The sequence below is a fragment of the Burkholderia sp. AU45251 genome (assembly GCF_030482905.1).
GTDB classification, from domain to species: Bacteria; Pseudomonadota; Gammaproteobacteria; order Burkholderiales; family Burkholderiaceae; genus Burkholderia; species Burkholderia aenigmatica.
This window is the reverse complement of record NZ_JAUJQH010000020.1, coordinates 42,601-54,510: the sequence shown is the minus strand read 5'-3', so window position 1 is coordinate 54,510 and position 11,910 is coordinate 42,601. Positions and strand designations below refer to the sequence as shown.

Sequence of the window (11,910 nt, the reverse complement as noted above, 5' to 3'; positions counted from 1 at the left end):
CATAAGAGGGCCGGGGTACGGCCGGCCCCGCGGACGCGCTCCGCAGCGGCCCTTCCCCCCCAGTCCGGCCAGGCGTCGGGCGCCGCTTCTGTGCAGCCCCGAACCAGCGCCCCGCCCGCCCCGCGTGCGCGGCCGTTGCGCCGCCCGACACTATCGCCGCGATTGAAACTCTCGTTCGGCAACGCAGCAACGGGGCCTTTATAATGCGCGTCTGATACCCATCTATGACGGCATCCCGGTCAACCCGGATCGTACGGCGAGCCCCACCCCGCCCGCCGCGGCCGCCTTTTACGGATTCGCACATGTCCACGCCCAAACACGCCAAAGTCCTGATTCTCGGTTCCGGCCCCGCCGGCTACACGGCTGCCGTCTACGCAGCACGCGCCAACCTGTCCCCGGTGCTGATCACCGGCATCGCGCAGGGCGGCCAGCTGATGACCACGACCGATGTCGAAAACTGGCCGGCTGACGCGAAAGGCGTGCAGGGTCCGGAGCTGATGGCGCGCTTCCTCGAGCACGCCGAGCGCTTCAACACCGAAATCATCTTCGACCATATCCACACCGCGAAGCTGCACGAGCAGCCGATCCGCCTGATCGGCGACTCGGGCGAATACACGTGCGACTCGCTGATCATCGCGACCGGCGCGTCCGCGCAGTATCTCGGCCTGCCGTCCGAAGAATTGTTCATGGGCAAGGGCGTGTCGGCCTGCGCGACCTGCGACGGCTTCTTCTATCGCGGCCAGGAAGTCGCCGTGATCGGCGGCGGCAACACGGCCGTCGAGGAAGCGCTCTACCTGACGGGCATCGCGAAGAAGGTCACGGTGATCCACCGCCGCGACAAGTTCCGCGCGGAACCGATCCTGATCGACCGCCTGCTGGAGAAGGAAAAGGAAGGCGCCGTCGTGATCAAGTGGGATCACGTGCTCGACGAAGTGACGGGCGAAGATTCGGGCGTCACGGGCCTGCGCATCAAGAACGTGAAGACCGGCGCGACGGAAGATCTCGCCGTGCAGGGCGTGTTCGTCGCGATCGGCCACAAGCCGAACACGGACCTGTTCCAGGGCCAGCTCGAGATGAAGGACGGCTACATCCTGACGAAGAGCGGCCTGCACGGCAACGCGACGTCGACGAGCGTCGCGGGCGTGTTCGCCGCGGGCGACGTGCAGGACAACGTGTACCGCCAGGCGATCACCAGCGCCGGCACGGGCTGCATGGCCGCGCTCGACGCGCAGCGCTACCTCGAAAGCCTGCACGACAAGAAGTAAGCCGCGAGACCTGCCGCGCCGGGCGCTACAATGGCGTCCGCTGCCGCGAAGCGGCTCTGGCCGGACAAGCCGCTGCCGCCGTGCAGCGGCTTTTTTTTGCCCGCGCGCCCGAACGCGCCTGCCCTGCGTACCGAATCATGGCGAAGAACCAGCCCCATCCGAGCGATCCCGCGAAGCGGCAGATCGCCGCCCGTCCCGCGAACCCCGCGCCCGCCGCGCCGGCGCCCGCACCCGATCCCGCCACGTTGCGCGGCCAGGGGCTCGCGGGCCTCGGCGCGCTGCGCAAGTCGCTGCAAGGCGAAGCCGATCGCCGCGACCGCGAGCGCATCGAATCGACGAAGGCAGAGCGCAAGGCGGAAGCCGACGCGAACCTGTTCCGCAACGAGATCGGCGCGATCCAGCCGCTCAATGCGCCGCCGCGCGCGGCGGCCGGCCGCACGCCGCCGGACCCGGTGCCGAAGCAGACGCAGCGCGACGAGGAAGCCGTGCTGAACGCGACGTTGTCCGACGAATTCGATCCCGAGACGCTGCTCGACAGCGACGACTCGCTGTACTACCACCGCCCCGGCATCAGCCGCGACGTGGTGCGCAAGCTGCGCAGCGGCGCGTGGATCGTGCAGGCGCAGATCGACCTGCACGGGATGCGGCGCGACGAGGCGCGCGATGCACTCGCCGAATTCATCCGCGAAGCCGGCAAGAAGGGGCTGCGCTGCCTGCGCGTAATCCACGGCAAGGGGCTCGGCTCGATCGGCAAGGAACCCGTGCTGAAAGGCAAGGTGCGCGCGTGGCTCGTGCAGAAGGAAGAAGTGATCGCGTTCTGCGAGGCGCGCGGCAACGATGGCGGCGCCGGCGCGGTGCTGGTGCTGCTGCAGCCGTTCGCGGCGCCGGGCGACCGGGGGCCGCGTGCCGCATCCTAGGCTGACGCTCGCGATCGCGATACTGGAGGCGATCGCCACGCTGGCCTTTGCGATCTCGGGTTTCATCGAGGCGCGCAAGAACCGTCTCGACTCGGTCGGCACGTTCGTGGTGGCGCTCGCCACCGCGTTCGGCGGCGGCACGCTGCGCGACATCCTGCTCGAGCGCCGGCCGTTCTACTGGGTCGTGCACGACGACTACGTGATCGTGATCTTCGTGCTCGCATTGTTCGCACCGTTCGTGCTGCGGATGCTGTCGCGGCTGTCGGCCGAGCGATTGCTGCTCGTCGCCGATGCGATCGGGCTCGGGATCTTCAGCATTTCGGGCACGGCGATCGCACTCGATGCCGAGATGCCGCGTTTCATCGCGGTGATGATGGGCGTGATCACGGGCGTGGTCGGCGGGATCATCCGCGACGTGCTGTGCAACGACATCCCGCTGATCCTGCGCGATTCGCGGCCGTATGCGACCTGCGCGTTCGTCGGCTGCTGGTTCTACCTGCTGCTCGTGTGGCTGCAGTTCGATTCCGTCTACAGCGTGCTGCTCGCGACCGGCTTCATCCTCGTCGCGCGGCTCGCGACGTTCAAGTTCGACGTACGGCTGCCGCACTGACTGTCGCCGCAACATCGACCGTCGCGCCGAAACAAAGGGGCCGTCCGACGACGGCCCCTTTTTGCTTCATTCAGCGCTCACGCGACATCACGCGATCCGCTCTTCCGACGCCGGATCGAACAGCACCGCCTTCGACACGTCGAACAGCAGCGACAGCGTCTGGTCAGGCTGCGGGTTCGCGGCCGGATGCACGCGGCTCACGATGCGCTTGCCGTTCACCTGCGCGAACACGTGCGTATCCGGCCCGGTCGGTTCGGTCACGTCGACACGCACGTCGAACGGCTGCAGGTGCGACGCGTCGCCGTTGTGCGCGTGGCGCACGTCGGTGATGCGCTCCGGACGCAGGCCGAGGATCACCTCGCGGCCGACGTGCGACTTCAGCTTCGCCGCGTCGAACGGCAGGTTCAGCGCGCCGCGCTTGACGCCCGTGTCGACTTCGAGCGCGATCCCGCTGCCCTGCTCGACCAGCTTGCCGTTGATGAAGTTCATCGGCGGCGCGCCGATGAAACCCGCGACGAACAGGTTCGACGGCGAATCGTAGATCTCCTGCGGCGCGCCGAACTGCTGGACCACGCCATCCTTCATCACCGCGATCCGGTCGCCGAGCGTCATCGCCTCGATCTGGTCGTGCGTCACGTAGACGATCGTCGTGCCGAGGCGCTGGTGCAGCAGCTTGATTTCCGCGCGCATCTCGATGCGCAGCTTCGCGTCGAGGTTCGACAGCGGCTCGTCGAACAGGAACAGCGACGGATCGCGCGCGAGCGCACGGCCCATCGCGACGCGCTGGCGCTGGCCGCCCGACAGCTGGCCCGGCTTGCGGTCGAGCAGGTGCTGGATCTGCAGCATCTGCGACACGCGGTCGACGATCTGCTGCTGCTCGCTCTTCGGCACCTTGCGGATGTTCAGGCCGAACGAGATGTTCTCGCGCACCGTCATCGACGGATACAGCGCGTACGACTGGAACACCATCGCGATGTCGCGATCCTTCGGCGACAGGTCGTTGACGACCTTGCCGTCGATGCAGATCTCGCCGCTCGTGACCGTCTCGAGCCCGGCGATCATGTTGAGCAGCGTCGACTTCCCGCAGCCCGACCCGCCGACCAGGATCAGGAACTGTCCGTCCTCGATCTCGATGTCGACACCCTTCAGGACCGGCACCCCGTTCGGGTAGGTCTTGTACACGTCACGGATGGAAAGGCTTGCCATGCTGTGAATCCTCTGTCTCGTCTCGCGCGGCGCACTCGGGCGCCGCGTCGGGTTCGTTTCGATGCGCCGCGCGCGAGGCGCGGCCGGTTCGTCGTATCGGATGAAGCCGCGCTTACCCCTTCACCGCGCCCGCCGTCAGCCCGCGCACGAAGTAGCGGCCGGCGACGATGTAGACGAGCAGCGTCGGCAGCGCGGCGATGATCGCGCCGGCCATGTCGACGTTGTATTCCTTCACGCCCGTCGACGTGTTGACGAGGTTGTTCAGCGCAACCGTGATCGGCATCGAATCGACGCCGGAGAACACGATCCCGAACAGGAAGTCGTTCCAGATCTGCGTGAACTGCCAGATCAGGCACACCATGAAGATCGGCAGCGACACCGGCAGCAGGATCTTCGTGAAGATCGTGAAGAAGCCCGCGCCGTCGATGCGCGCGGCCTTCACGAGCTCGGCCGGCACGCTCACGTAGAAGTTGCGGAAGAACATCGTCGTGAACGCGATGCCGTACACGACGTGCACGAACACGAGGCCCGGAATCGTGTTGGCGAGGCCGAGCATCCCCTGCAGGCGCGCCATCGGCAGCAGGATCACCTGGAACGGGATGAAGCAGCCGACCAGCATCATCGTGAACAGCGCGTCGGCGCCGCGAAAGCGCCAGTGCGTGAGCACGTAGCCGTTGAACGCGCCGATCAGCGACGAGATCAGCACGGCCGGGATCACCATCTGCAGCGAGTTCAGGAAGAACGGCTTCATGCCGTCGCAGCGCACGCCGGTACAGGCGCCGCTCCAGGCCTTCACCCACGGATCGATGGTCCACGTGGTGGGCGGCGTCAGCAGGTTGCCGGTGCGCAGCTGGTCGAGATCCTTGAACGACGTCGACAGCATCACGTAGATCGGGAACAGGAAATACAGCGCGAACAGGATCAGTGCCGCATAGATCACTGCCCGGCTGATCGTCATCTTAGGCTGCATTGCGGGTGCTCCTCGATTCCATATACATCAGCGGCACCAGCACCGCGACCACGGTCGCGAGCATCATCACCGAGGACGCCGCGCCGAGCCCGAGCTGGCCGCGGTTGAACGAAAACGTGTACATGAACATGGCCGGCAGCGACGACGACGTGCCCGGGCCGCCCGCCGTCAGCGCGACGACCAGGTCGAAGGTCTTGATCGTGATGTGGCAGAGGATCAGCAGCACCGAGAAGAACACCGGGCGCATGCTCGGGATCACGATCTTGCGGTAGATGGTCGGCAGCGTCGCGCCGTCCACCTGCGCGGCCTTGAAGATCTCCGCATCGACACCGCGCAGCCCCGCGAGGAACAGCGCCATCACGAAGCCGGTCGATTGCCACACGGCCGCGATCACCACGCAGAAGATCGCCTTGTCCGGATCGTCGAGCCAGCCGAACGAGAAGCTCGTCCAGCCCCAGTCGTGCATCACCTTCTCGAGGCCGAGGCCCGGGTTCAGGATCCACTGCCACGCGGTGCCGGTGACGATGAACGACAGCGCCATCGGGTACAGGAAGACCGCGCGCAGCGCGCCTTCGTTGCGGATCCGCTGGTCGAGCAGGATCGCGAGGAACAGCCCGAGCGCGACGCAGACCACGATGAACGGAATCCCGAACCAGCCGAGGTTCGCGGCGGAGGTCCACCACACGTCGTTCTGGAACAGGTCCGAGTAACGGCCGAAGCCGTCGAATTCGTAGTTCGGCAACAGCCGCGAATTGGTCAGCGACAGATAGCCGGTAATCAGGATGAAGCCGTAGATGAACACCACGGCGATCGCGACGCTCGGCGCAAGCACGAGCTTCGGGATCCAGCGATCGGCGAAGGCCGACATCGGCGACGTACGCCGTGCGGCGGCAGCGCCGGATCCGTTTCCGCTAAGAGGGGCAGCCACTTGATTCGACTCCTGGAACGAGGGCGACGCAGGCCGGGCCGGCGCCAGATACGGCACGAGCCCGCGGGCGAGCCCGTTTGCTGCACATGCAAAAACGCCCGGCCGATGAAGCGCTTCCGGCCGGGCGCCTGTCGCGCGTTACTTGACCTTCGCGGCCTTCGCGAGCGCGGCGACCGCGCTCTTCGAATCCTGCTGCGAGTTCATGAACTTCGTCACGACGTCCGTGATCGCGCCGGCGGTCGCATCGCTCTGCGCCATCCCGTGCGCGAGCGACGGCACGAAGCCGCCCGACTTGATCGCGGTCTGCTCGTCGGCATACGACTTCTTCGCGCAGTCGTCGAACTTGTCCATCTTCACGCCGAGGCGTACCGGCACCGAACCCTTCAGCAGGCTGAACTGCTCCTGGAAGTCCGGCGTCATGATCGTCTTCGCGAGCGCGAGCTGGCCCGGCGTTGCCGCCTTGTCGCCCTTCTGCTGGAAGAACACGAACGAATCGACGTTGAACGTGTAAGCATTCGCCGTGCCCGGCACCGGTGCGCAGATGTAGTCCTTGCCCGACTTCTTGCCGGCGTTCTCGAACTCGCCCTTCGCCCAGTCGCCCATGAACTGCATGCCGGCCTTGCCGTTGATCACCATCGCGGTCGCGAGGTTCCAGTCGCGGCCGTTACGGCCGGTATCGAAGTAGCCCTGGATCTTGCGCACCGTGTCGAACACGGACAGCATCTGCGGCGAGGTCAGCGTCGCCTGGTCGAGGTCGACCAGCGCCTTCTTGTAGAACGCGGGGCCCTGCGACAGCACGACGTCTTCCCACAGCGTCAGGTCCTGCCACGGCTGGCCGCCCATCGCGACCGGCTGGATGCCCGCGGCCTTCAGCTTGTCGGCCACCGCGAAGAATTCAGGCCAGGTGGTCGGCACCTTCGCGCCGACCTTGTCGAGCGCGGCCTTGTTGATGTACAGCCAGTTCACGCGGTGCACCGAGAACGGCGCCGCGACGGTGTGGCCCTTGTACTTGATGATCTTGTCGATTTCCGGCGGCAGGTTCTGCTTCCAGTCGCCGGCCGCGGAATCGATGTTGACGAGCACGCCCTGGTCGGCCCAGTCCTGGATCAGCGGGCCCTTGATCTGCGCGGCCGACGGTGCGTCGCCGCTGATCACCTTGGTCTTCAGCGCGGTCATCGCCGCGGCACCGGCGCCGCCCGCGACCGCGAAGTCTTTCCACACGTAGCCCTGCTTCTGCACGTCGTCCTTCAGCACGCCGACGGCCTTCGACTCGCCGCCCGAGGTCCACCAGTGCAGCACCGTCACGTTTTCGGCTGCCTGCGCCGCCACGGCGCCAGCCATCAGACCTGCGGCGCAGAGCGCGCCCATGATCGAGCGAACTTTCATTACTTATCTCCTCCAGACTGAATCAACTCGTGAGGTTCCCCGACGGGGAACCGGCTTCTTGATAACGACGGGGAAATCGAGCCGCGGGACGCATGCAGCGTACGGGGCCGATGACCGGCCGGGCTCTTACAGAAAGCGTGAATCGAGATTCAACGGCGTGTCTCCTCTTTGTGTTTCTGGCCCGCCGCGATGCTGCGGCGCGAGCCCGGGGCCGACGTCGCGCTGACGATGCGCGCCGTCAATGTCCGATAACATTCGGCACAAGGCGTTCCCGAAGGCGAAGCTCGCGCAGTTCATCGACCGCACTTCTTTTTTTCTTCACCCAGGTGCTACCCCTTGCGGCGGATTGTAGTTAAACTACAATTCAGTGTCAAAAATATTTTTATCGCACTACGGATCGCTTCCCAGCCCCCCAACCCGGCGGAGACACATGCATACCGATTCCAGCTTTACCTTCGTACTTTTCGGCGGCACCGGCGATCTGTCGATGCGCAAGATCCTGCCCGCGCTGTTCGAAGCGCACCGTGCGAACATGCTGGCGGAGAGCGGCCGGATCGTCGCTGTGGCGCGTCATGAATCGGATCGGGCGTCCTATCTCGAGTGGGTCGACACCCACGTGAAGCCGCACGCGGCCAAGGCCGCCGGCAAGGCGTTCGACGAAGCTGCGTGGAAGTCCTTCCTCGATCGCATCGAGTATGTGCACCTCGATCTCGGCCGCGCGGAAGACTACGTCGTGCTGCGCGACGCCGTGGCATCGCTGCCCGGCATCCGGGTGTTCTATCTGGCGACGGGCCCGTCGCTGTTCGTGCCGATCTGCAAGGCGCTCGCGTCGGTCGGCCTGAACGAAGGCTCGCGAATCGTGCTCGAGAAGCCGCTCGGCTACGACCTGAAGTCGTCGAACGCGATCAACGACGCGGTCGGCGAGATCTTCGCGGAAGGCCAGATCTACCGGATCGACCACTACCTCGGCAAGGAACCCGTGCAGAACCTGCTCGCGCTGCGCTTCGGCAATGCGCTGTTCGAGCCGTTGTGGCGCCGCGAATGGGTCGAGAGCATCCAGATCACGATCGCCGAGGAGCTCGGCGTCGAGGCGCGCGGCGATTTCTACGACAATACGGGCGCGCTGCGCGACATGGTGCAGAACCACCTGCTGCAGCTGCTGTCGATCGTCGCGATGGAACCGCCGCACTCGATGGATTCGGATTCGGTACGCGACGAGAAGCTGCGCGTGCTGCGCGCGCTGAAGCCGGTCGATCCGCGCGACATCGGCAAGGTGGCCGTGCGCGGCCAGTATCATGCGGGCGTGATCAAGGGCGCGCAGGTGCCGGCCTACGCGACCGAGCCGGGCGTGAAGCCCGACAGCCAGACCGAAACCTTCGTCGCGCTGAAGGTCGAGATCGAGAACTGGCGCTGGGCCGGCGTGCCGTTCTTCCTGCGCACCGGCAAGCGTCTTGCCGATCGCGTCGCGGAGATCGTCGTCAATTTCCGCCCGGTGCCGCACTCGGCGCTCGGGCCCACCGCGCTGCGTCCCGGCTCGAACCGCCTCGTGATCCGGCTGCAGCCGAACGAAACGATCCGCCTGTACTGCCTCGCGAAACAGCCGGGCGAAGGGATGAACCTCGCGAGCGTGCACCTCGACCTCGCGTTCGACCAGTTCTTCAAGGAAGGGCAGATGGAGGCGTACCAGCGCCTGCTGCTCGACGTGATCAACGGCCGGCTCGCCCTCTTCGTGCGCCGCGACGAACAGGAAGCCGCATGGCGCTGGGTCGAGCCTATCCTGAACGAATGGGCACGCACGCTGAAGCCGCCGAAGCCGTACGCGGCGGGCACGTGGGGGCCGGCCGCGGCGAGCGCGATGCTCGCGCAGCACGACACCTGCTGGCTCGAAGAAGAGAACTGATGCAAACCGTTGCCGCGCACGCCACCGTACGCGGCAACGTGCCCCACGATTCGTACGATTTGAACAGACAAAGCAGTCCGGAGGAGATGTGATCGAGATCCACGCTTTCGACACCCAGGAAGCGCAAAGCGACGCGCTCGCGCGCGCCGTCGGCGATGCGCTGCGCGCCGCGCTCGCCGGCCCCGCGCGCCCGACGCTCGCGGTGTCCGGCGGCACCAGCCCGCGCCCGTTCCTGCAAACGCTGTCGCACGCGGCGCTCGACTGGGCCGGCGTCGACGTGACGCTGGTCGACGACCGCTGGGTGCCGGAGGACGACGCAGCCAGCAACGCGCACCTCGTGCGCGATACGCTGCTGCAACACGCAGCGGCCCCGGCCCGCTTCCTGCCGCTCGTCGACACGCGCGCCGCGCTCGACGCGCACGTCGCCGCGCTGAACGCGAACGCCGACTACCGCGTGCCGACCGTCGCGGTGCTCGGCATGGGCGAGGACGGCCACACCGCGTCGATCTTCGCCGATGCGCTCGAATGGGAGCACGCGATCACGACGCCCGAGCGTTTCGTCGCCGTGCATCCCGGCGCCGCGCCGCATGCGCGCGTGAGCTTCTCGCTCGATGCGCTCAAGCGCGTCGACCGGCTGTTCCTGCTGATCGCGGGCGAACGCAAGCGCGCGGTGCTCGACGCCGCAGCCGCATCGCTGCAGAAGAACGCGATTTCCCAACTGGCCAACGACAAGGGGACCCAGCTCGATGTCTACTGGTGCGCAAAGTAAGGCGGCCGTCGCGGGCCAGCATGCCGACGGCCCGCGCCTGCTCGCGGACGTCGGCGGCACCAACGCGCGCTTCGCGCTGGAAACCGGCCCGGGCGACATCACGCAGATCCGCGTGTATCCCGGCGCCGACTATCCGACGCTCACCGACGCGATCCGCAAATACCTGAAGGACGTGAAGATCAGCCGCGTGAATCACGCGGCGATCGCGATCGCCAATCCGGTCGACGGCGACCAGGTCACGATGACCAACCACGACTGGAGCTTCTCGATCGAGGCGACGCGCCGCGCGCTCGGCTTCGACACGCTGCTCGTCGTCAACGATTTCACCGCGCTCGCCATGGCGCTGCCGGGCCTGACCGACGCGCAGCGCGTGCAGATCGGCGGCGGCACGCGCCGCCAGAACAGCGTGATCGGGCTGCTCGGGCCCGGCACCGGGCTCGGCGTGTCGGGGCTGATTCCGGCCGACGACCGCTGGATCGCGCTCGGCAGCGAAGGCGGCCATGCGTCGTTCGCGCCGCAGGACGAGCGTGAGGATCTGGTGCTGCAGTACGCGCGCAAGAAGTTTCCGCACGTGTCGTTCGAACGCGTATGCGCGGGCCCCGGCATGGAGATCGTCTATCGCGCGCTCGCCGCGCGCGACAAGAAGCGCGTCGCCGCGACCGTCGACACGGTCGAGATCGTCGAGCGCGCGCATGCGGGCGACGCCCTCGCGCTCGAGACGGTCGAATGCTTCTGCGGCATTCTCGGCGCGTTCGCGGGCAGCGTCGCGCTGACGCTCGGCGCGCTCGGCGGCGTGTACATCGGCGGCGGCGTCGCGCTGAAGCTCGGCGAACTGTTCACGCGCTCGTCGTTCCGTGCGCGCTTCGAGGCGAAGGGCCGTTTCACGCACTACCTCGAAAACATCCCGACCTACCTGATCACCGCCGAATATCCGGCGTTCCTCGGCGTGTCGGCGATCCTCGCGGAGCAACTGTCGAACCGCTCGGGCGGTGCGTCGTCGGCCGTGTTCGAACGGATCCGCCAGATGCGCGACGCGCTGACGCCGGCCGAGCGCCGCGTGGCCGATCTCGCGCTGAACCATCCGCGCTCGATCATCAACGATCCGATCGTCGACATCGCGCGCAAGGCCGACGTGAGCCAGCCGACGGTGATCCGCTTCTGCCGCTCGCTCGGCTGCCAGGGGCTGTCCGACTTCAAGCTGAAGCTCGCCACCGGCCTCACCGGCACGATCCCGATGAGCCACAGCCAGGTGCATCTCGGCGACACGGCCACCGACTTCGGCGCGAAGGTGCTCGACAACACGGTGTCGGCGATCCTGCAGTTGCGCGAACACCTGAATTTCGAGCACGTCGAGAACGCGATCGAGATCCTGAACGGTGCACGGCGCATCGAGTTCTACGGGCTCGGCAACTCGAACATCGTCGCGCAGGACGCGCATTACAAGTTCTTCCGCTTCGGGATCCCGACGATCGCGTACGGCGACCTGTACATGCAGGCCGCGTCGGCCGCGCTGCTCGGCAAGGGCGACGTGATCGTCGCGGTGTCGAAGTCGGGACGCGCGCCCGAGCTGCTGCGCGTGCTCGACGTCGCGATGCAGGCTGGCGCGAAGGTGATCGCGATCACGTCGAGCAACACGCCGCTCGCGAAGCGCGCAACCGTCGCGCTCGAAACCGACCACATCGAGATGCGCGAGTCGCAGCTGTCGATGATCTCGCGGATCCTGCATCTGCTGATGATCGACATCCTCGCGGTCGGCGTCGCGATCCGCCGTGCGTCGACGAACGGCGAACTGCCCGAGGCCGTCGCCCAGGCGAAGGCACGCGCGAGCGACGACGAAACGGCCGACGTGCTCGACTGGCTGAGCCACGGCGCGTCGCCGGCGGCGAAGGACGTCGCGCGGGACTGACGCGGCGCGGCGGCCGCCGCTCCCCGCGTTCGAAACAAAAACGCCACCGGCGC

At 66.8% G+C, this 11,910-nt stretch carries 10 protein-coding genes; 6 read left to right on the top strand and 4 right to left on the bottom strand.

The annotated features are described in order from the left end of the window. Positions 1-302: 302 nt before the first annotated feature. From trxB to QZM67_RS29400, 3 genes are all read left to right on the top strand, one after another. Positions 303-1,265 carry a thioredoxin-disulfide reductase gene (gene trxB, locus QZM67_RS29410; protein ID WP_041492769.1) on the top strand — a complete coding sequence of 321 codons (963 nt, stop codon included), beginning with the start codon at positions 303-305 and terminating at the stop codon, positions 1,263-1,265. Positions 1,266-1,402: 137 nt separating this feature from the next. Then, positions 1,403-2,182, top strand: coding sequence for a Smr/MutS family protein (locus QZM67_RS29405; RefSeq protein ID WP_301808743.1), 780 nt, complete (start codon positions 1,403-1,405; stop codon positions 2,180-2,182). After that, positions 2,169-2,792 (top strand): trimeric intracellular cation channel family protein, encoded by a 624-nt coding sequence (locus QZM67_RS29400; RefSeq protein ID WP_043183085.1) that lies wholly within the window; start codon positions 2,169-2,171, stop codon positions 2,790-2,792. Before QZM67_RS29405 ends, QZM67_RS29400 begins: the two co-directional genes overlap by 14 nt. Positions 2,793-2,879: 87 nt before the next feature. On the opposite strand, the gene QZM67_RS29395 is transcribed toward QZM67_RS29400, so the two are convergent. The 4 genes from QZM67_RS29395 to QZM67_RS29380 form a co-directional block, all read right to left on the bottom strand. After that, on the bottom strand, positions 2,880-3,998 hold the full coding sequence (locus QZM67_RS29395; protein ID WP_046545128.1) for an ABC transporter ATP-binding protein: 1,119 nt from the start codon (positions 3,996-3,998) through the stop codon (positions 2,880-2,882). 112 nt (positions 3,999-4,110) lie between these two features. Further along, positions 4,111-4,968 carry a carbohydrate ABC transporter permease gene (locus QZM67_RS29390; RefSeq protein ID WP_043181722.1) on the bottom strand — a complete coding sequence of 286 codons (858 nt, stop codon included), beginning with the start codon at positions 4,966-4,968 and terminating at the stop codon, positions 4,111-4,113. After that, positions 4,958-5,896 carry a carbohydrate ABC transporter permease gene (locus QZM67_RS29385; protein ID WP_043181720.1) on the bottom strand — a complete coding sequence of 313 codons (939 nt, stop codon included), beginning with the start codon at positions 5,894-5,896 and terminating at the stop codon, positions 4,958-4,960. The genes QZM67_RS29390 and QZM67_RS29385 overlap by 11 nt, the downstream gene beginning before the upstream one ends. A 138-nt stretch (positions 5,897-6,034) precedes the next feature. Then, positions 6,035-7,282, bottom strand: coding sequence for an ABC transporter substrate-binding protein (locus QZM67_RS29380; protein WP_043181719.1), 1,248 nt, complete (start codon positions 7,280-7,282; stop codon positions 6,035-6,037). Between the two features lie 430 nt (positions 7,283-7,712). Here QZM67_RS29380 and zwf point away from each other — a divergent pair, with 430 nt between their 5' ends. The 3 genes from zwf (at position 7,713) to QZM67_RS29365 (ending at position 11,857) form a co-directional block, all read left to right on the top strand. Continuing rightward, on the top strand, positions 7,713-9,182 hold the full coding sequence (gene zwf / locus QZM67_RS29375) for a glucose-6-phosphate dehydrogenase (RefSeq protein WP_174941423.1): 1,470 nt from the start codon (positions 7,713-7,715) through the stop codon (positions 9,180-9,182). A gap of 88 nt (positions 9,183-9,270) precedes the next feature. Then, entirely contained in the window at positions 9,271-9,951 is a 681-nt protein-coding gene (gene pgl / locus QZM67_RS29370; protein WP_301808737.1) for a 6-phosphogluconolactonase, read from the top strand. Then, positions 9,929-11,857 carry a bifunctional transcriptional regulator/glucokinase gene (locus tag QZM67_RS29365; RefSeq protein ID WP_175025613.1) on the top strand — a complete coding sequence of 643 codons (1,929 nt, stop codon included), beginning with the start codon at positions 9,929-9,931 and terminating at the stop codon, positions 11,855-11,857. Before pgl ends, QZM67_RS29365 begins: the two co-directional genes overlap by 23 nt. The last annotated feature ends 53 nt before the right edge of the window (positions 11,858-11,910 follow it).

Bases quoted from the DNA above. Each gene is read 5' to 3' on its own strand.
- QZM67_RS29405 (WP_301808743.1), top strand. From the start codon at position 1,403: ATGGCGAAGAACCAGCCCCATCCGAGCGATCCCGCGAAGCGGCAGATC.
- QZM67_RS29365 (WP_175025613.1), top strand. From the start codon at position 9,929: ATGTCTACTGGTGCGCAAAGTAAGGCGGCCGTCGCGGGCCAGCATGCC.
- QZM67_RS29390 (WP_043181722.1), bottom strand. From the start codon at position 4,968: ATGCAGCCTAAGATGACGATCAGCCGGGCAGTGATCTATGCGGCACTG.
- trxB (WP_041492769.1), top strand. From the start codon at position 303: ATGTCCACGCCCAAACACGCCAAAGTCCTGATTCTCGGTTCCGGCCCC.
- zwf (WP_174941423.1), top strand. From the start codon at position 7,713: ATGCATACCGATTCCAGCTTTACCTTCGTACTTTTCGGCGGCACCGGC.
- QZM67_RS29380 (WP_043181719.1), bottom strand. From the start codon at position 7,282: ATGAAAGTTCGCTCGATCATGGGCGCGCTCTGCGCCGCAGGTCTGATG.
- QZM67_RS29395 (WP_046545128.1), bottom strand. From the start codon at position 3,998: ATGGCAAGCCTTTCCATCCGTGACGTGTACAAGACCTACCCGAACGGG.